15 protein-coding genes are annotated in these 18,702 nt (G+C 68.4%); 7 read left to right on the forward strand and 8 right to left on the reverse strand.

The annotated features are described in order from the left end of the window. Nucleotides 1–426: 426 nt before the first annotated feature. Nucleotides 427–1,512 carry a glycosyltransferase family 4 protein gene (locus tag ACFXI3_RS17950; RefSeq protein ID WP_378400528.1) on the reverse strand — a complete coding sequence of 362 codons (1,086 nt, stop codon included), beginning with the start codon at nt 1,510–1,512 and terminating at the stop codon, nt 427–429. A gap of 18 nt (nt 1,513–1,530) precedes the next feature. Here ACFXI3_RS17950 and ACFXI3_RS17955 point away from each other — a divergent pair, with 18 nt between their 5' ends. Genes ACFXI3_RS17955 through ACFXI3_RS17965 form a run of 3 tightly spaced genes read left to right on the forward strand, consistent with a single transcriptional unit; the run spans nt 1,531 to nt 6,083 of the window. Further along, nucleotides 1,531–2,460: a glycosyltransferase family 2 protein gene (locus tag ACFXI3_RS17955; RefSeq protein WP_378400530.1), complete on the forward strand. Its 930-nt coding sequence runs from the start codon at nt 1,531–1,533 to the stop codon at nt 2,458–2,460. Between the two features lie 31 nt (nt 2,461–2,491). Next, nucleotides 2,492–5,005, forward strand: coding sequence for a glycosyltransferase (locus ACFXI3_RS17960; protein WP_378400532.1), 2,514 nt, complete (start codon nt 2,492–2,494; stop codon nt 5,003–5,005). Next, nucleotides 4,998–6,083: a glycosyltransferase family 4 protein gene (locus tag ACFXI3_RS17965; RefSeq protein WP_378400533.1), complete on the forward strand. Its 1,086-nt coding sequence runs from the start codon at nt 4,998–5,000 to the stop codon at nt 6,081–6,083. The genes ACFXI3_RS17960 and ACFXI3_RS17965 overlap by 8 nt, the downstream gene beginning before the upstream one ends. Before the next feature lie 387 nt (nt 6,084–6,470). On the opposite strand, the gene rfbD is transcribed toward ACFXI3_RS17965, so the two are convergent. Continuing rightward, the gene (gene rfbD, locus ACFXI3_RS17970; RefSeq protein ID WP_378400535.1) at nt 6,471–7,355 is read right to left on the reverse strand and encodes a dTDP-4-dehydrorhamnose reductase; all 885 of its coding nucleotides are present in this window, start codon (nt 7,353–7,355) and stop codon (nt 6,471–6,473) included. Between the two features lie 28 nt (nt 7,356–7,383). Continuing rightward, a complete protein-coding gene (gene rfbB / locus ACFXI3_RS17975; RefSeq protein WP_344288914.1) occupies nt 7,384–8,376 on the reverse strand; it encodes a dTDP-glucose 4,6-dehydratase in 993 nt (330 codons plus the stop codon). 116 nt (nt 8,377–8,492) lie between these two features. Here rfbB and ACFXI3_RS17980 point away from each other — a divergent pair, with 116 nt between their 5' ends. From ACFXI3_RS17980 to ACFXI3_RS17990, 3 genes are all read left to right on the forward strand, one after another. Then, nucleotides 8,493–10,043, forward strand: coding sequence for an LCP family protein (locus ACFXI3_RS17980; protein WP_378400537.1), 1,551 nt, complete (start codon nt 8,493–8,495; stop codon nt 10,041–10,043). A gap of 64 nt (nt 10,044–10,107) precedes the next feature. Further along, nucleotides 10,108–11,613 carry an LCP family protein gene (locus ACFXI3_RS17985; RefSeq protein WP_378400539.1) on the forward strand — a complete coding sequence of 502 codons (1,506 nt, stop codon included), beginning with the start codon at nt 10,108–10,110 and terminating at the stop codon, nt 11,611–11,613. 98 nt (nt 11,614–11,711) lie between these two features. Next, complete coding sequence (locus ACFXI3_RS17990; RefSeq protein WP_378400541.1) at nt 11,712–12,416, forward strand: TIGR03089 family protein; 705 nt, start codon at nt 11,712–11,714, stop codon at nt 12,414–12,416. A 16-nt stretch (nt 12,417–12,432) separates the two neighbouring features. Here ACFXI3_RS17990 and ACFXI3_RS17995 read toward each other — a convergent pair whose 3' ends face one another. Further along, the gene (locus ACFXI3_RS17995; RefSeq protein ID WP_378400543.1) at nt 12,433–12,861 is read right to left on the reverse strand and encodes a DoxX family protein; all 429 of its coding nucleotides are present in this window, start codon (nt 12,859–12,861) and stop codon (nt 12,433–12,435) included. Between the two features lie 280 nt (nt 12,862–13,141). Between ACFXI3_RS17995 and ACFXI3_RS18000 the strand changes: the two genes are divergently transcribed. Next, complete coding sequence (locus tag ACFXI3_RS18000; RefSeq protein ID WP_378400545.1) at nt 13,142–15,046, forward strand: GTP-binding protein; 1,905 nt, start codon at nt 13,142–13,144, stop codon at nt 15,044–15,046. Here ACFXI3_RS18000 and ACFXI3_RS18005 read toward each other — a convergent pair. The 4 genes from ACFXI3_RS18005 to ACFXI3_RS18020 form a co-directional block, all read right to left on the reverse strand. Then, entirely contained in the window at nt 14,982–15,404 is a 423-nt protein-coding gene (locus tag ACFXI3_RS18005; protein ID WP_378400547.1) for a hypothetical protein, read from the reverse strand. The genes ACFXI3_RS18000 and ACFXI3_RS18005 overlap by 65 nt on opposite strands. An 84-nt stretch (nt 15,405–15,488) precedes the next feature. Continuing rightward, nucleotides 15,489–16,424, reverse strand: coding sequence for an esterase/lipase family protein (locus ACFXI3_RS18010; protein ID WP_378400549.1), 936 nt, complete (start codon nt 16,422–16,424; stop codon nt 15,489–15,491). Nucleotides 16,425–16,499: 75 nt separating this feature from the next. Further along, a complete protein-coding gene (locus ACFXI3_RS18015; RefSeq protein WP_378400551.1) occupies nt 16,500–17,240 on the reverse strand; it encodes an ESX secretion-associated protein EspG in 741 nt (246 codons plus the stop codon). An 8-nt stretch (nt 17,241–17,248) separates the two neighbouring features. Next, nucleotides 17,249–18,700, reverse strand: coding sequence for a hypothetical protein (locus ACFXI3_RS18020; protein ID WP_378400553.1), 1,452 nt, complete (start codon nt 18,698–18,700; stop codon nt 17,249–17,251). Nucleotides 18,701–18,702: the final 2 nt, after the last annotated feature.

An 18,702-nucleotide genomic window follows, 5' to 3' on the forward strand; every position in this document is an offset into this window, starting at 1 on the left:
CGGCAGTTCTGTCTGACTGTCCGCTCGACCACCGACGCGCCCGCCCAGCTCCGCGGTCTCATTCGGCCCGCATCGCCGCGCGGCGCACCAAACACCACCGCACCGATCCGCTCGGCCACCGACGCGCCAACCTAGCTCCACCGCCCCGCCCGGCCCGCATCGCCGGGCGGCACCAACCACGACCGGCACCAATCAGCTCGACCGCCGACACGCCCGCCCAGCTCCACGCCTCGCCCGGCCCGCGCCGCTTCACGGCACACCAACCACCACCCGACCCGCGCGCTTCGACCAGCTCCGGAACATTCGTGCGCACCGGCCGCAGCCCGAACCTGGCAGTCCGACTGCCGCCGCCCAGCCGTTGTCCTAACCGCGAGGCCGCCGCCGACGAAGCTTCGAGGCCTCCGCCGCGTCGCCGCGCGGCACCGTTCAGCTCGACCGCCGATGCGCGGCCCACACCGCCTCCGCCGCGGCTCGCCAGGTGAACGTCCTCGCCCGCTCCCGGCCCAGCTTCGACAGCTCCGCCGCCTTGTCCGGCGACAGCAGCACCTCTTTCAGCGCCCGAGCCAGCGCGTCCGCGTCGCCGCGCGGCACCACCAGCCCCGCCCCGCTGGACACCTCCACCAGCGCCGGGACGTCCGTGTGCACCACCGGCACCCCGATCGCCATCGCTTCCAGCAGCGGCAGCCCGAACCCCTCGGCGAGGCTCGGCATCGCCAGCACGCTCGCGCCGCGCATCGCCGTCGCCAGCTGCGCGTCGGTCACCTTCCCCAGCACCCGCACCGATTTCAGGCCGCGGTCGGCCGCCAGCCGCACCGGGTCGATGCCGCCCCAGCCGGGCTGGCCGGCGAGCACCAGGCCGACGTCGCCGACCTCGTCCGTGCCGTCGAGCTGCGCCACCGCGTCGACCAGCACGTCCATGCCCTTGCGCGGTTCGATCGTCCCGACCGCCAGCACGTAGCGCGACGGCAGATCCAGCTGAGCGGACCCCTCCGGCACGGTCACCCCGTGCGGCACGACCCGAACCGGAACGTCCACGTCCAGCAGCACCGCCAGCTCGTCGGCGACCGCCCGGGTCGGCACGATCAGCCCGGACGACCGCCGCGCGGCCCGCGCGATCATCGACCGGTGCCAGCTGACCCCTCGCGCGGTCAAAGTCTCCGGATGCGTCCACGGCACGGTGTCATGCACCGTGACGGTCAGCGTTCGCCCAGCCGGGGGTCGGGGCGGCGCGAACGGGGTCGGCGCGTGCACCGCGTCACCGCCCGGCCACCAGCGCAGGCCCAGCTGCCACAGCGCGACGAGCGCCCTCGGCGGCAGCGGCAGCACGCGCGGTCCTTCGACGCCCTCGATCCGCGCCGCGGAGACGTCCGCGTGCCGCGCGACCACGCTGGACACGGTCCAGCCGGGCGGCGCGGTGCGGGCGAGCGCGGGCAGCAGTTCGGCGGTGTACCGGCCGGTGCCACCCGGAACGGGGGCGAGCAGTTGCTCGGCGATCACGACCAGTTCGGGCACGCCGCTATTCTCTCCCAGGTGACCAGCGCGGAATCCGGCACCACCGTCGTCGTGGTGACCTGGCGTGGGGAAGACCACCTCGCCGCGTGCCTCGACGCGCTCGCCGCCCAGGACCGTCCACATCGGACACTCGTGGTCGACAACGCCTCAACCGACGGCACCGCAACGATTCTGGCCGCGCACCCGAGCCGTCCGGAGGTCCTCCGGCTCCGCCGGAACACCGGGTACGCCGGCGCGATGGCCCACGCGCTCGGCCGCGTCGACACCCCGCTGGTCGCCTGGCTCAACGACGACGCCGCTCCCGAACCGGACTGGCTCGCGGTCCTCGAAGACACCCTCGACAGCCAGCCGCTCGCCGCCGCCGTGACGTCCCGGCTCGAACTGCCCGACGGCAGCACCCAGTCCACCGGCGTCCGCCTCACCGCCGACGGCCACGGCGCCGACCTCACCGAACCCAGCGACGAGGTCTTCGGCTTCTGCGGCGGCGCCGCGCTGCTGCGCACAGAGGCCGTGCGCGCGGTCGGCGGGGTCCCGGCGAGTTTCTTCTGTTACTACGAGGACACCGACACCGCGTGGCGGCTTCGGCTGGCCGGATGGCACGTCGCCGCCGCGCCGAAGGCACGTGTCCAGCACCTGCACGGAGCCAGCACGAAGCCCGGTTCACCGCAATTTCACCGCTGGAACGAACGCAACCGGTTGCTCATGTTGCTGCGCTGCGCACCTACGAAAGTCGCATTCCGCGAACTGGCCCGCTTCGCCGCGATCACCGCTTTGCTGCCGCTGCGCCGGCGCCGTCCGGACGCGGCGAACTTCGACCCAGCGCTGCGATTACGCGTACTGGCGGAGATCTTTCTCCGGCTCCCCCGCACGCTGCGGGAGCGCGGTCGCGTAAGCCGGATCTCGGCGCTGGGCCGAGGCGCGATCTGGGATGCCTGGGCTGGCCTTTAAGCTGGGCGGAAATTCGACGGAGGAGCTCGTCTTGGCAGTGGGGGACCCGCAACCGCTCGTCTCGGTGATCGTGGTGAATTACCGCGGCGCCGACGACACCATCACCTGCCTGCGGGCGCTGCGAGCCGACCTGGACTACGCGAATGTCGAGCTGATCTGCGTCGACAACGCTTCCGGCGGCGACGACGCGGCCCGCATCCGCGCCGCGGTTCCCGACGTCCGGCTCATCGAATCGCCGGTCAACACCGGATTCGCCGGCGGCTGCAACCTCGGCGCGCAGCACGCGAACGGCACCGTCCTCGGCTTCCTCAACAACGACGCGCGCCCCGCTCCGGCGTGGGTCTCCGCGGCCGTCGCCGAGCTGCGCGCGCAGCCGACCGTCGCCGCGGTGGCGAGCAAGGTCGTCGACTGGGAGGGCACCGGCACGGACTTCGTGGACGCGGGTCTGACTTGGTTCGGCATGGGCTACAAGCGCCACGCCGGCAGCCCGCTCGCCGACGTGCCCGAGGCCGAGCACGACGTCGCCAAGGACGTCCTCTTCGGCACCGGCTCGGCGCTGTTCGTGCGCGCCTCGGTCTTCGCCGAGCTCGGCGGTTTCGACGAGCGCTTCTTCATGTTCTACGAGGACGTCGACCTCGGCTGGCGCCTCAACCTGCGCGGCTGGCGCGTCCGCTACGTGCCGGAATCGCTCACCTACCACCGCCACCACGGCACCATGTCCGCCGTCGACGCGCCCGACACCGGCCGCGAGACCTTCCTGCTGGAACGCAACGCACTGGCCGCGCTGTACAAAAACCTCTCCGACGAATCGCTCGCCCGCGCTCTGCCCGCCGCACTCGCACTGGCCGTCCGCCGCGCGACCGCACGCGGCGGCATCGACCCGGAGCAGCTGAACCTGGAGAAGGGCGTCGGCCCGGTCGACACCTCCGACGTCGCGGTCCCGCGCACCGCTCTCGCCGGAGTGCTGGCGGTGGACCGATTCGTCGAAATGATGCCTTCGCTGGCCGAGTCCCGGGCGATTGAGCAAACCGCCCGCGTGCGCACCGACGCCGACCTGCTTCCGTTGCTGCGCAAGGCACTTGAGCCCGCCTACCCGCTGCCGGACTACCTGCGCGCGCACGAGATCCTGGTCGAAGCGTTCGGCATCAAGGACGTCTTCGGCCAGCGTCGCAAGATCCTCGTCCTGACCGGCGATTCGATCACCGAGCGCATGGCCGGCCCCGCGATCCGCGCGTGGAACATCGCCTCGACGCTGTCGGCCGAGCACGACGTGCACCTCATGACCACCAATCCCCTGGTCTCGCCCCCGCCCGCGGCCTTCCGGGTCAGCTCGGGCAAACACCGCGATCTCGACGGCCCCATCGAATGGGCGGACGTCGTGATCCTGCAGGGCCACGTACTGGAACTCGCCCCGTCGCTGAAAAAGCAGCACGAGAACAAAATCGTGGTCGCGGACGTCTACGACCCGATGCACCTGGAGCTGCTGGAGCAGGGCAAGGACGCCCCCGACGACCAGCGCGCGCTCGACCTGGCCGGCGTCACCCGAGTCCTGGACGCCCAGCTCGAACGCGCCGATTTCTTCCTCTGCGCCTCAGAACGCCAGCGACACTTCTGGCTAGGCCACCTAGCCGCACTCGGCCGCCTGTCCCCGCGCCTCTACGACGCCGACCCGACCACCCAGTCGCTGCTCGCCGTCGTCCCCTTCGGCCTCTCCCCCCAAGCCCCGACGCGCACCGGTCCCGGCCTGCGTTCGTCTCTTGGCATCGGCGAATCCGACCGCGTCGTCCTGTGGGCAGGCGGGGTTTACAGCTGGTTCGACCCGCTGACCCTGATCCGCGCCTTCGACCTCCTCCGCCACCGCCGCGACGACGCCCGTCTCGTGTTCCTCGGCATGAAGCACCCGAACCCCGAGGTCGCCGAAATGGATATCGGCGCCCGTACGGTACGACTTGCGGATTCCTTGGGCCTCACGGACAAGAACGTCTTCTTCAACGAGCAGTGGGTCCCGTATTCGGACCGCCAGAACTGGCTTCTCGACGCGGACTGCGGTGTCACGACACATTACGAACACGTCGAGACCACTTTCGCTTTCCGCACCCGGGTCCTGGATTACCTGTGGGCCGGGTTGCCCATCGTGACGACGGACGGGGATGCCTTCGCTGATCTCGTCCGCGCGGAAAACCTCGGCGTCGTAGTCCCTGCCGAGGATGCCGGTGCTTTGGCAGACGCGCTGGAGAAGTCCTTGTACGACCGGGAATTCGCCGACGCTTGCGTCGAGCGAATCCGGGTGGTCGCGCAGCGATACGCCTGGCCGGAGGCACTGAAACCGCTAGTCGAATTCTGCCGCAACCCGCGCCCGGCCGCCGACCGCTTGCCCGGCGGCGCGGACCTGACTGTCAGCGACCCAGTACGCGGCTCCGCTCTGGTCCGGCGCGATTTGGCTCTGGTCAAGGAATATCTCGCCGCTGGCGGACCAGGCGAGTTGGCAAGGCGAGCAGCAGGACGGGTCACAAAGGTGGCGCGGGAACGGTTGCGCCGTGGCTGACCGTCCGCTGCGCGTCCTGCTGGACGGCACCCCTCTGCTCGGTTCCCGGACGGGGATTGGCCGGTATACGGCCGCGCTGAGCGAAGAGCTGGCTTCGATGTCCGAAGTGGACCTTCGTGCCGTCGCTTTCACCTTGCGAGGCTGGCGGAAGCTGCGGCACGTTTTGCCGCATGGAGTTCAGGCTCGGGGAATGCCAGTTTCCGCCCGGCTTTTGCGGGCTACCTGGCTGCGCACCCAGCTTCCGCCGGTGGAACTGTTTGCCGGCCCCACCGATGTCGTTCATGGCACGAACTTCGTCCTCCCCGGCCGTCTCCGTGCCGCCGGAGTCCTCACCATCCACGATCTGGCCTTTATCGACGCTCCTCAAGAACTGGCCCACTCCGACCGAACCCTGCCCGAACTGGTCCGGCGCGGCGCACACCGAGCAAATGTCATCTGCACGCCGACCGAGGCCGTTGCGGACGCTGTCGCCGAGAAGCTGGACGTTGACCGGTCGAAGATCATCGCCACTCCGCTGGGCGTGAACCCCGCTTGGTTCACCGCCCGACCGCCGGATGATGGGGTACGAGCGAAACTGCGGCTGCCGGAGAAGTACCTGCTATTCGCCGGCGCCGCCGGTCCGCGCAAGGGCCTCGACTGGCTCGCAGCGGCCCACGCGGCAGCCCCGGATTTGCCGCCGCTGGTTTTCGCCGGCCCTGGACCATTTCCGAGGCTGCCCAGGTCCGGCCAGACTGGGTATCTGTCCGATGTGGACCTTCGGACGGTGGTCGCCGGTGCCGCCGCCCTGGTGCTCCCGTCGCGAGACGAAGGCTTCGGCCTGCCCGTCCTGGAAGCAATGGCCTCGGATGTCCCCGTCGTCTGCACGGATATCCCCGCCCTCCGCGAGGTCGCGGGAGACTGCGCCACGTTGGTCCCGTATGACGACGTCGACGGCCTGGCAGAGGCCATGCGCCAAGCCGTAACCGATCCACACGGCCTCGCGACTTCGACCGCCCGCAGAACTCATGCGGCAAGCTTCACCTGGCACAACACCGCACTACGCACGCTAGATGCATACCGCCAGGCGACCGAACAATAAATCGGCTAAAAACCGCCGCCTAAACGCACAACGCGGGCAACACCCAGACCCCTCCCGCAACCCCGATCCCCGCTTCGCACGCGGTCTGAGGTGCTTGTCAAGGTACTCTTTCCCGCCTTGACAAGCACCTCAGACCGTAGTGACAATTAATGGATCGGGGTGGGGGTCCCCTCAGGCTTTTCCCGGCTTCGCCGGGTTACCGGCGAAGCCGGGAAAGAAACCGGCGAAGCCGGAAAAGAACCGCCCAGACAAAGGCACCCCGAGCCGTAATTGTGCTGACGGTCTGGGGGTGCTTGTCAAGGCGGGAAAGATGCCTTGACAAGCACCCCCAGACCGCAGGGCGGCTTCGTATCGGGGAGCAGGGAGGGGGCTGGCGCTTTGTCTTCGTTAGGCGTTGATGTAGCTGTTTAGAGCTGTGCGCCAATCCTGCAAAGGAGTTAGTCCGGCGTCTCGCCAGGAAGCGTTGGAGAGCAGGGAGTAGGCGGGGCGGGCGGCTGGGCGGGGGAATTCTTCGGTCGTGCAAGGTTTTACGCGGGTGGGGTCGGCACCGATCTCCTCGAAGATCGCCTGGGCGAATCCGTACCAGGAAGTCTTCCCGCCACCGGTGCAGTGAAGGACCTTTCCCGCCGGCCCTCGCCCGGCGGCAACTGCGTCGGCGAGTTCCCACAAGCCCCGGGCGAGATCAGCTGACCAGGTAGGTGCCCCTACCTGGTCATCCACTACGGACAACTGATCCCGCTCAGACTCCAGCCTGCGAATAGTCTCTACGAAGTTAGCGCCGGTCTTCCCATAGACCCAACTGGTCCGGACAACCCAAGCTGAAGCGCCCGAACCAAGAACCGCATCCTCTCCAGCGGCCTTGGTTCGGCCGTAAGCATTCTTAGGCCCAAGCGCGTCATCAACCTCGTAGGGCCGATCTCCATCCCCGGGAAAAACATAATCCGTAGAGATATGAATCAGCGGCACCCGCCGCGAAGTACAAGCGGCAGCCAGTACCCGAGGGCCATCGACATTCACCGCAAAAGCTCGAGCCTCATCCGACTCCGCGGCATCGACGGCCGTGTAAGCCGCGGCATTGATCACCACCGGCATCGCCCCGGCAGCGCTCGCTCGTTCCGCTAGTTCGCCCACCGCGGCGATCACCTGGCCGGTAGCCGTTATGTCCAGCTCCGCCGACGAAGGCGCGATCACTTCCGTTTCCGGGCCCGCGGTGTTCACCAGGTCCCGGCCTAACTGACCGGAACCGCCGGGCACGAGCACTGCCAGCCGCACCGGCGTACCTCCTACTACGACAAGGGTTTCAGGACGTGCCGAGCGCGGCGCGGGCCTTCAGCGGCTCCCACCACGACCGGTTGTCGGCATACCAGCGCACCGTCTCCGCCAAACCGTCCTCGAACGACACCCGCGGAGCGTAACCGAGTTCGCCGCTGATCTTCGCGATGTCGACCGAGTACCGCCGGTCGTGGCCCTTGCGGTCGGTCACCGGTTCGACCATTTCCCAGCCGACGCCGGTCGCCGCGAGCAGGCGTTCGGTCAGTTCCCGGTTGGTCAGTTCGGTGCCGCCGCCGATGTTGTAGATCTCGCCGGGGCGACCGCCGTCGGCGACCAGCTGGATTCCGTGGCAGTGGTCGTCCACGTGCAGCCAGTCGCGGATGTTCAGACCATCGCCGTAGAGCGGGACCTTCTTGCCGTCCAGCAGGTTCGTCGCGAAGAGCGGGATGACCTTTTCCGGGAACTGGTACGGGCCGTAGTTGTTCGAGCACCGCGTGACGCACACCGGGAAACCGTGCGTGCGGAAGTACGAGCGCGCGATCAGATCCGACGAGGCCTTCGAGGCGGAGTACGGCGAATTCGGCTCCAGCACGTGGTCTTCCGACCACGAACCGTCCTGGATGGACCCGTACACCTCGTCCGTCGAGACGTGCACGAACTTCCCGACCTGCGCCTCCAGCGCGGCCTGCAGCAACGTCTGCGTGCCGAGCACATTGGTGAGCACGAAGTCCGCCGAACCGAGGATCGAGCGGTCCACATGGGACTCCGCGGCGAAGTGGACGACCAGGTCGACGCCGCGCATCAGGTCGGCGACCTGTGCGGTGTCGCAGATGTCGCCGCGCACGAAGCGCAGCCGCGGGCTGTCCGCGACCGGGGCGAGGTTCGCCTCGCTGCCCGCGTAAGTGAGCTTGTCGAGCACCACGACCTCGGCGTCGGCCAGCGTCGGATACGCCCCCGACAGCACCTGCCGCACATAGTGCGAACCGATGAACCCGGCACCGCCGGTGACCAGGACCCGCATCCTCATCCACCCTTCCGCCCGACCGGGCAATCTCTCCACCAGCCTACGGGTGGCTCACCCGAGACTCGGTAGAGTTCGGCAAAGCGCGAAAAGCGCGAGCATCCTGGGGAGGAACAGTGGCCGAATGGCCGGGGACACCGCTGCCGGTGCACCGCGGTCGCGGCGTGGTCATCGTGCTGCGGCGAAGCGGGAAGATCCTGCTGTCCGTCGTGTCCGTGGTCGTGCTGGCGCTGACCTGGTACGGCTGGCAGTTCATCGGCGACCCGCAGTCCGGTTTCTCCACCACGGCGATCTTCGGCGAGCAGCAGCCGCACGCGAAACCGCTCGACGGCGCCATCGACATCCTCCTGGTCGGCCAGGACAGCCGCACCGACGCGCAGGGCAACCCGCTGCCCCGCGAGGTGCTCGACATGCTGCACGCCGGCGAGTCCGACGGCGAAAAGCAGACCGACACGATGATTCTCGTGCACATCCCGCAGAACGGGGAGCACGCGATCGCCATCTCCTTCCCGCGCGACTCCTACGTCGAGATCACCGGCGGCTTCGGCAAGCACAAGCTCAACAGCGCGTACGTCTACGCCTACAACGACACCGCCAAAACGCTGCAGGCCAAAGGCAACGCCGACCTCAAGGACGTCGACGAGAAAGCCAAGCTCGCCGGGCGCAAGAACCTCGTCGCCACGCTCGAGAAGTTCATCGGCAAACCGGGCATGATCGACCGCTACGCCGAGGTCAACCTGGCCAGCTTCTACGAGGTCACGAAGGCCATCGGCGGCGTGCAGGTGTGCCTCAAGAACCCGGTCAAGGAAAAGAAGTCGGGCGTCGACCTGCCCGCCGGGAAGCAGACCATCGAGGGCGTGCAGGCGCTCGCGTTCGTCCGGCAGCGCTACGGCCTGCAGAACGGCGACCTCGACCGGATCGGGCGCCAGCAGGCGTTCCTGTCCGGGCTGGCGAGCAAGGTGCTCTCGTCCGACGTGCTCGCCAACCCGGTGCGGATCGCGCAGCTCATCGAGGCGGTGAAGAAGTCCGTGGTGCTGTCGGCGGGCTGGGACCTGTCCGAGTTCGTCGAGCAGATGCGCGGGCTGACCGGCGGAAACGTCGAATTCCACACCATCCCCACCGAGGGCAACGCGGTGCTGGGTGGCGCGGACGTACTGCGTGTCGACCAGGCGAAGGTCCGCGCCGAGATCAACCGGCTGACCTCCGACGGCAGCGCGCCGGAGCCCAGCAACGCGCCGCTGCCCGGAGCCGAAAAGATCGCCGTCGAACTGTTCGACGGCTCCGGCTCCGATGCCGCCGACCAGATGCGGGGCCTGTTGCAGGGCAAGGGTTTCCAGCTCGGCACGAGCACGAAGCTGTCCACCCGGGCGGCCACCGTGCTGCGCTACCACCCGTCGGACGAGGCCGCCGCCGACCTGGTCCGCCAGGCTCTCGGCGCCAACGCACAGGCCGAACCGGACGCCGACGTCGCCGCCGGGCACGTCCGGGTGATCCTCGGCAAAGACGCGCGCGACACGGCCGGAGCGCCGGCCACGACGTCCTCGGCCCTGCCCTCGGCCCCGCCTGCCGCACCGTCCTCGTCGTCCCCGTCCGGACCGCCTTCGTCCGGACCGTCGAACTCACCCGCGCCGCTCATCACAGCGGGCGATGTCCCCTGCGTCAACTAGAGTCGAGCACCCAGCGTGGCGGCGCGCCGCAGGCCGTACGCTGGTGAGCGGGGAGGTAACCGGGGTGAGTGAAAACCAGGACAAACCGGACCGGACGGCGGATCCCGCCGACAGTCCGGCGGTTTCCGACGCCTCGGACCGCGGATCCGACGGAACGACGGAGCCGAAGCACGCCGCCGCCGAACCGGTCGCCGGAGAGGCAGCCGAAGCGGCGGCCGAGGAGCGCGCGGCCGAGGAAACCGAGCCGGTTACCGAGGGTGCCGCCAGCGCCGAAGGAGCCGCCAGCACCGAGAGTGCCGCCAGCATCGAGGATGCCGCTGCCGAGCAGGAAGCCGCTCCCGAGTGGAAGCCCTCCCCGCACCCGCGCGTCGAACTCCCCCAGCCGTCGAACCCGGTGCCGCCGGAGGAACCGCGACGCCGCACGGGCCGGGTCACCCGGATCACCCGCCGCGTCGCGATCGGCCTGGTCTCCCTGGTCGCACTGGGAGCGACCGGCTACGCGTACGTCACCAAGGACAAACTGCAGGACAACGTCGCGACCGCCGACGTTCTCACCCCGCGCGACGGCGAGCCCCCGGCCCCGCCCGCTGACGACGGCGGCACCGACATCCTGCTCGTCGGCAGCGACGCGCGCACCGACCAGCAGGGCAACCCGCTTCCGCTGAGCATGCTGAAGTCGTTGCGCACCGAGGACAAAGCCGGGATCAACACCGACACCATCATCCTGCTGCGGATCCCGAAGAACGGCGGCAAGGCGTCCGCGGTGTCGATCCCGCGCGACAGCTGGGTCGACGTGCCGGGCCGCGGCAAGGCGAAGATCAACTCCGCGTACGGCGTCGCCAAGGCGCACGCCGAGCAGGAGGAGCGCGCGCAGGGCGAGCACGACCAGGCGAAGATCGCGCGCGATTCGGACGCCGCCGGGCGGCGGGCGCTGGTCCAGACCGTGCAGGACCTCACCCAGGCGCGCATCGACCACTACGCCGAGGTCAACCTGCTCGGGTTCTACCTGATCACCGAGGCGGTCGGCGGCGTTCCGGTGTGCCTCAACCACGCGACGTCGGACAAGGACTCCGGGGCGAACTTCCGCCGCGGCGTGCAGACGGTGAGCGGCGGCGAAGCACTGTCCTTTGTGCGCCAGCGCAAAAACCTGCCCAACGGCGACCTCGACCGGATCAAGCGACAGCAGGCGTTCCTGTCCTCGGCGATGCGCAAGGTGCTGTCCGCTGGCACGCTCGCCAATCCGGGCACGCTGAACAGCCTGATGGACGCGGTGCACCGGTCGTTCGTCCTCGACGACAGCCTCGACGTGCTCGAATTCGCCCAGCAGGTCAAGGGCGTCGCATCCGGCGACCTGACCTTCGCGACGATCCCGGTGATCACCACGAACGGCCGCAGCGAGGACGGGCAGAGCATCGTCGAGGTCGACCCGGGCGCGGTGCAGAAGTTCGTGGCCGGACTGGCCGGACGCACCAGCCCCGGAAGCACGGGAAACGGAGGCGGCGGCGCGGCGGCCGGAGCGGTGCCGCAGGGCTTGGACTCGGGAATCCCGGGCGTGCCCTGCGTCGACTGACGCCGCGGCTAGCCTGAGGACATGAGCGAGCTTGCGAGCGAATCATTCAACAGTGCGCCTTCGGCTCATGCCGCGCCGAGCGCTAGCGAGGCGGGCGCATGAGCCTCACCGAGCAGCTGCTGCGCCCGCTTCTGGCCTCGCCGGCGAAACCGCTGGTCACGCATTACGACGACCGGCTCGGCAGCCGGGTCGAGCTGTCCGTGGCGACGATGCAGAACTGGGCCGCGAAAACGGCGAACTGGCTGGTCGACGAGTTCGACGTGGAGCCGGGCGACGCTGTCGCGGTGCGGCTGCCCGCGCACTGGCAGACCGCGGGCGTGCTGCTCGGCGCGTGGTGGTGCGGTGCCCGCGTGGTCGCCGAGCCCGAGGGTGCGCGAGTAGTTTTCACCAGCCCGGACGAGGAGATCGACGCCCCGGCGGTCGCGGTGGTGTCGCTCGACCCGATGGGCCGCGGCCTGTCGACCCCGCCGTCCGGCGGAGCGCTCGACTACCTCAACGAGGCCCGGATGTCCGGCGACCAGTTCTTCCCGATGCGGCCGGCCACCGGCGACACCCTGGCGCTTGGATCCTCCACTGTGGACGAAGTGTGGGCGGAAGCCACTGCCCGCGCGGCAAAACTCGGCCTGACCGCGGCAGACCGAGTTTTGTCCACGATGGACTGGACGGTGCCGGACGGCGTCCTCGACGGACTGCTCGTCCCGCTCGCCGCCAGCGCGCACCTGGTCCAGGTGACGAACGCCGACCCGGCGAAGCTGGCCGCCCGCCGCGAGACCGAACGCACCACCGCCGACCTGACCGGGTGAGCGCTGGCGGCGGTGGTCAGGCGGCCTGCAGCTCGTTCGCGCCCTCACGGCGACGCCGGAACAGCACGTGGTCGAGGGAAAGCCGTCCGCCGTTGAAGCCCAGCGCCAGTGCGGTGAGTCCGAGCACCAGCACCAGCTCGTAGCCGCCTTCGCCGGTGAGGCCGTGCGCCGCGTGCACCGAGATCAGCGCGCCGGCCATGTTGATCGCGTAGCCGATGGCGACCACCGGCAGCAGGAAGCCGACGACGAACGCGATCGAGCCGAGCAGTTCGAGCACGATCACGAGGAACGCGGCGACGCTCGGCAGCGGGATGCCGATCTGGCTGAACATTTCGGCGGTCGCGCCGACGCCGCTGTCCCATTTCTGCAGGCCGTGGGCGAAGAACACCACCGCGATGCCGATGCGGCCGAGCAGCAGCGCGACGTCCTTGACTCGAGTCAACATGGAGACAGCTCCCGATAGGTGAAAATTCAACTGACCCGGCCCACGGTAGGGCACTGAACACCGCCGCGGGGGTGTCAGCCAGTGATCGACAGGAAACCGACAGGCACCGAAAACTCGCTGTACACCGCGTCCGGCCCGGCGCTACCGTGCCGATATCCGCGAGTGTTCGCCTGCTCGCGGGCGTGTTTTCCGGTTTTCGACGTGCGAGGAGCCCCGATGCGCCGACAGTCCGATCGACCCCAGTTCGGCCTGTCTCCCGCATCTGAGGACTTCCGCACGCATGAAAGCACTGACCATCGGCATCCTGGCGCACATCGACGCAGGTAAAACCAGCCTCACTGAACGGCTGCTCTTCGAGACCGGCGTGATCGACCACGCCGGCCGCGTCGACGACGGCGACACCCAGACCGATTCGCTCGAGCTCGAACGCCGGCGCGGCATCACCATCAAATCCGCCGTCGTGGCGGTCAGCACGCCCGGACACCGGCTCAGCCTCGTGGACACTCCCGGCCACCCCGATTTCATCGCCGAAGTCGAACGCGCCGTCGGCGTGCTCGACGGCGCGGTGCTCGTGGTGTCCGCGGTGGAAGGGGTGCAAGCCCAGACCCGCGTGTTGATGCGCACCCTCGTCCGGCTCGGCATTCCGGTGCTGGTGTTCGTGAACAAGATCGACCGCACCGGTGCTCGCGAGGCCTCGTTGCTGGAATCCTTGCGTACCAAGCTTTCCCCGCACTGCGTCGCGATGAGCACGGTGGCTGAGATCGGTACCGCCAATGCACACCCGGTACCGCTGCCCTTCGACGAACGGCTCGCTGACGCGCTGGCCGGAGACGACACCTTCGTTGAGTCCTATGTGGCCGATACAGCGTCCTCAATGGATTACCGCGATGCGTTAGCACGTCAGGTCGCCACAGCCTCGGTGTATCCGGTCTTCTTCGGTTCGGCCGTCACCGGAGCTGGCGTGCGCGACCTTATCGCCGGAGTTTACGAACTGCTGCCGTCCCGCGAACGCCGCGCGGACGGACCGCTCGACGCCACCGTCTTCAAGATCGAACGCGGCCGTTCCGGCGAGAAAATCGCTTACGTGCGAATGTTTTCCGGCTCCTTAGCGGCACGCCGGCCGGCGCCGTTCCGACGCTTGGGCACGGAAGGCGTCGGCCGCCCGTCCGCTGTGCGAGTGTTCGAGCTCGGCGCGACCCCGGTGTCCGGCGAGGCGCTGGCCGGGGATGTCGCCCGTGTCTGGGGTTTGCCGGAGATTCGGATCGGCGACCGGCTCGGCGAAAGCGCCGACCTTTCCCAGAACCGATTCTTCGCCCCGCCGAGCTTGGAAACGCTGGTGTACCCGGTCGATCCAGACCAGACCAGCGCGCTGTACATCGCGCTGACCCGACTGTCCGAACAGGACCCGCTGATTAGCATCCGCCGCCAGGAACAGGACATCACCGTCCGCTTGTACGGCGAGGTGCAGAAAGAAGTAATCCGGACGACGCTCGCCGAAGAGTTCGGAATCGCCGCCGAATTCGAGGAATCACGCCCGCTGCTGGTCGAACGTCTACACGGGACTGGACACCGCGTGCGCCATCCCGCACCGGACGAGCGAGTGTTCTTCTGGGCCACAGTCGGACTTCGCGTCGAACCTGGCCCGTCTGGCTCCGGCACCGACTACCGACTGGAAGTCGAACTCGGCTCGCTGCCGCTGTCGTTTCACAAAGCCGTTGAAGACACCGTTTATGAGATCCTGCATGAAGGCTTGCACGGCCGGGAAGTGATCGACTGCGTGGTCACCCTCACCGATACCGCGTTCTACCCGCCGGTGAGCACCGCCGGGGATTTCCGCGGCATGACCCGGCTAGTGCTGCAGGAAGCGCTACGCCAGGCCGGAACGCGGGTGTACGAACCGGTCCACGCATTCGAAATCGAAGCACCGGCCTCCTCGGTCAGCGCGGTTCTGCGCAAGCTGGTGGAACTTCGCGCAGTGCCCGGCGAACCAGTGATCGCCGGTGACCGGTGCACTGTGGACGGTCACCTCCCGGCCGCCTCCGCACACGAACTGGAACAGGCCTTGCCCGCACTAACCCAAGGCGAAGGAACGCTGGTGAGCAGTTTCGCCGAATACCGGCTCAAGCCGGGTGGCGGCGGGCCGCGTCGAGTTCCGTCCAGCCGCCGTGGGCGGACAACAGCGTGAGGACGCGCTCCGCGAGGGCCGAAAACCGGCGCAGGTCCTCGTGGAGCGCCTTCGCGCGAGCGGAGTCGAGCGGGGCGTGGTCGTCCCACCACAGGCAGATGACCGCGCTCGCGCACAGCACGAGCGGCTGAACGAGGTCCGTGAACTCCGCGGACGGCGCGGCCGTTTCCCGGCACGTGCGCTCGATTTCGTCGCACGCGTCGAGCAGTTCGCGCAACGGGCCCACCGCGCCGGACGGGGTGCCGTCCCACGACGCGGTGGGCCACGCGCGGTCGCTCAGCTCGAGCCAAAGCCGCCATCCGGCGACCAGCTCGGCCTCGTCGTGCGGCGTCCAGGTGTCGGGGAGCAGCCAGAACATGTCACCGACTGTGACATCGCGGCGGGACCCCGCACAACCGAGTCGGCGGAAGTGTTCGCGTTTTTACCCCGCGGCGGGGGTATCTCAGCTGATCACCGGGGGCACGAACACGCAGCTGGGCTTCTTCGCGTGCTGCGGGTCGAGCGCGTTGAGCACCTCGCGCTGCGCGATCGGGTCGTAGGTGATGCCGAGGTGGTCGGTGTAGTCGAGCCCGCAGACGTCCTGGAGGACGAGGTTTTTCACGTTCGGCGCGGGCTTGAGGAAGGCGTTGGTGTAGGGGGTGACAACGTCGTCATACCTGGTCTGGATGACGGTGTAGTCGACGCCCGGAACCGTGTCTCCGCCCGCGTTGAGGTCGTTGAGGAACGCGGACCCGGTGGACTGCTCATTGCAAGCCGCGCACGCCACCCCCACCAGGTCGCGAGCGGGCGGGATCGCCTGGATCGCGGTCAGCAGGCCGAACAGATTGGTGCCGTAATTGGACGGAGACAGCCCGATCAGCTTGCCGATCTTGCTCGCGCCGCCGAGGTATTTGATCCAGTAGCGCGGGTTCATCCCGCCCTGCGAATGCCCGACGACGTCGAGTTTCGAGGCCCCGGTGGCCTTCAGAATCTTGTCCCCGAAGGTCGCGAGCTGCCCCGCGGTCCCCGCCACCGGCCCCACCGTCTGCAGGAACGCCCCCGGCGACCCGCCGAAGTTGCCGGCGAACACGCAGTACCCCGCGTCGGCGAGCTTCTGGGACAGATTCGCCCAGTTCTCGTACGCGTTGGCCGTGGTGCCGTTGGACAGCAGCACCGGGTTCGGATGCTCGGCGGAGGGTTTGCAGTTCCAGTCGTTGGCCCCCGGCGGCGCGATCGTCGGCTGCCCGACCGAGTAGATCGCCGCGGCGATGATGTTCGGCTGCACCGGACCAGTCGGTTCCTGCCCGGTCGCCCCCGATGCCACCGCGGTGCCGCCGCCGAGCGCGACCACCGTCGCCGCCAGGAGGACCATGCCCCGTCCGAACGCGCGTACGCCCATACCGTTTCACCTCTCTGTGAACCCGACGCAGTGGTTAACGCGGAACACGAGAAAGGGAAACGCGGTTACTAGTTTTTATCGCAATCCGGCGAGCGTTCGATCCACCGCATCGATCAAGGACGCCCGGTTTCCCGGGTAGACACTGATCTGCGCGGCGCCGTCCCTGGTGCTCTGGAAGCTCAGCACCCGCCCCCGCCCCCTGAGATCGATGACCGACAACGGCGAACTGTAGCTCCGCTCGCCCCTCCCGTCCCGGACCGCGGCATGCAACTGATGCACCGCGTCCCGCGGCGCCCGCATCAGATACCGCAACTCGTCCGCGTCGCCGCCTTCCTCCGCCAGCGGATCAGCGCTGCCGCCCCCGTCGTAGTACTCCCGGCTGACCTGCATCACCCGAACCGCCGCCGGCGGGCAGTCCGGCATCGCCATGACCAAACAAGCCGCCAGCTCGCGGGGTGACACCGGGTCGAGCTGAACGGACTCCGCGTCGGTAATCAACCGCACGGCTTCTTTCCCGCTCGCCGCAACGAGAATCGCCCCGTTGTCCTCTTGATGGGTGCCGAAGTCAGTCCACCCGTACACCTCATGCCGCGCGGTAGCGAGCAGCCTCAACGTGCCACGCAACGCTTCCGCGGCCGTTTCGCCCAGCTGCGCAAGAAGATCCCGCGTCCGCTTCGCCCTTTCGGCCGCGCCTTCCTCGGTCAAGTACATCGGTGTGTCCTCGACGACCACCGGTACTTTCCCGAGATCCTCCGCGTGCCAAAGCGCCAAGAACACCGACCGCGGCATCCGCAGCGGTCTGTCGATGATCGTCATCGGACCCCTCAACCACCAATCGTCGGGGGTGTCGGAGGCAGCCCAGTGCGCGGGTCGAGGGCCCGCTCGCCGTTCTCGTCGACGAGCGAGAACGCGGAGTCGTCTTCGATTCCGTACTTGCGCTGGTGTTCTTTGTCTTCCTCGCCTTTGCCCTTTCCGCCGCCGGCCATGCCACCTATCCCCGGGCTTCCCTTAGCTCCGGCCGCGCCCTTCCCTGCCGTCCCGGCTGTTCCGCGCCCTTCTTCGCCTGCGCCCACTCCGGCACCCGCTCCTGTGCCTACGCCCGCGCCCCCGCCAAGCCGCGCCGCGATCCCTCCGCCGCGGCCCGCTTCGCTACCTGCCCCACCACCGCTGCTGCCGAGCGGCCCAAACCCACCCGGTGCCCAGCCGCCAACGCTGCTGTTGTTGCTGCTATTACCGCCCCCAGTCCCCCAGGAGGTCGGTGTCGACGGTGTCCAGTTAGACCCACCAACCCGATCGACCGACGGGGGCGTCCACCCAGATGTCGACGTCCCGTCGGTGCTCCCCGGGTATGTCCCGCCGCTTCCCGTACTCCCCGGGTGGAACGGCACCCCACCAGTTCCGCCAACCGGCCAACTGCTCCCCGACCCACTGCCGCCAGGCCCGGTGCTGCCAGGCCCACTGGCCCCAGGCCCGCCGGTCCCGGCCCCGCTGCCTCCCGGCCAGCTTCCAACCCCGCCACTGGCCCCAGGCTCATTGCCCGGCCCACCAGAATCCCGCCCAGGCCTCCGATAAGCCTTCTCGTGCGACTCGCTCTTGCTCTTCGTGTGATCGCCACCGGAATCGATCTTGAGATTCTGCCCGTCGAACCCGGACACTTGGCCGTAATTGCTATTCAGCCCTTGACCGTTGGCCTTGGCCTGATCCGCGTATTTCTGATACCGCTCAACGTTGTGATTCGCTGCCGCGTTGTACTCGTTGATCTGCTTCTCGGTATCCGTGTCCCACGGAGTCCCCTGATCCCAAAGATTCTTGTGCGGGGGCGTCGGGGGCATCGACTGCAGCGCGATCTTCATGTCGTTGTAGCCGTGCGTGGTGTCGACGAGCTTCTGCCCATTAACGACATAAGCCTGCGCAGAGGTAGCCGATGCATCAGACAACGGCCTGAGCCGTGCGCGAGCCGCATCCGCCCCGTCGCCGGTCCAGACGGACTCGAGCATGGTGGTGATCTGCTGCGCGTCGTCGCTGTTCTGGTTGTGCTCCTGGATCATCTTCTGCACCGTGGAGCTGCCACTGTCCCACGACGAAGTGCCCGGCCCCTGCTGGACCTGCTGCACAATCGCCGGTGCCGGAAGGGCTTGATCACCGAGGTTTCCGTGGTAGAAATCGGAGAACCAGCCACCAGCGTCTTTGAGCCGATCGTTGACCCAGTCATCCGCGTCACTGATGCGGTCGCCAATCCATTTGGCTCCGTCACCGATGAAGTCGAAAAACCCCATCG

Source organism: Amycolatopsis sp. NPDC059235 (assembly GCF_042754125.1).
Taxonomy (GTDB): Bacteria; Actinomycetota; Actinomycetes; order Mycobacteriales; family Pseudonocardiaceae; genus Amycolatopsis; species Amycolatopsis albidoflava.

Coding starts and splice junctions, on each gene's coding strand:
- rfbB (WP_344288914.1), bottom strand. CDS start 8,376: ATGCGGGTCCTGGTCACCGGCGGTGCCGGGTTCATCGGTTCGCACTAT.
- ACFXI3_RS17990 (WP_378400541.1), top strand. CDS start 11,712: ATGAGCCTCACCGAGCAGCTGCTGCGCCCGCTTCTGGCCTCGCCGGCG.
- ACFXI3_RS17995 (WP_378400543.1), bottom strand. CDS start 12,861: ATGTTGACTCGAGTCAAGGACGTCGCGCTGCTGCTCGGCCGCATCGGC.
- ACFXI3_RS18000 (WP_378400545.1), top strand. CDS start 13,142: ATGAAAGCACTGACCATCGGCATCCTGGCGCACATCGACGCAGGTAAA.
- ACFXI3_RS18005 (WP_378400547.1), bottom strand. CDS start 15,404: ATGTTCTGGCTGCTCCCCGACACCTGGACGCCGCACGACGAGGCCGAG.
- ACFXI3_RS18010 (WP_378400549.1), bottom strand. CDS start 16,424: ATGGGCGTACGCGCGTTCGGACGGGGCATGGTCCTCCTGGCGGCGACG.
- ACFXI3_RS18015 (WP_378400551.1), bottom strand. CDS start 17,240: ATGACGATCATCGACAGACCGCTGCGGATGCCGCGGTCGGTGTTCTTG.
- ACFXI3_RS18020 (WP_378400553.1), bottom strand. CDS start 18,700: ATGGGGTTTTTCGACTTCATCGGTGACGGAGCCAAATGGATTGGCGAC.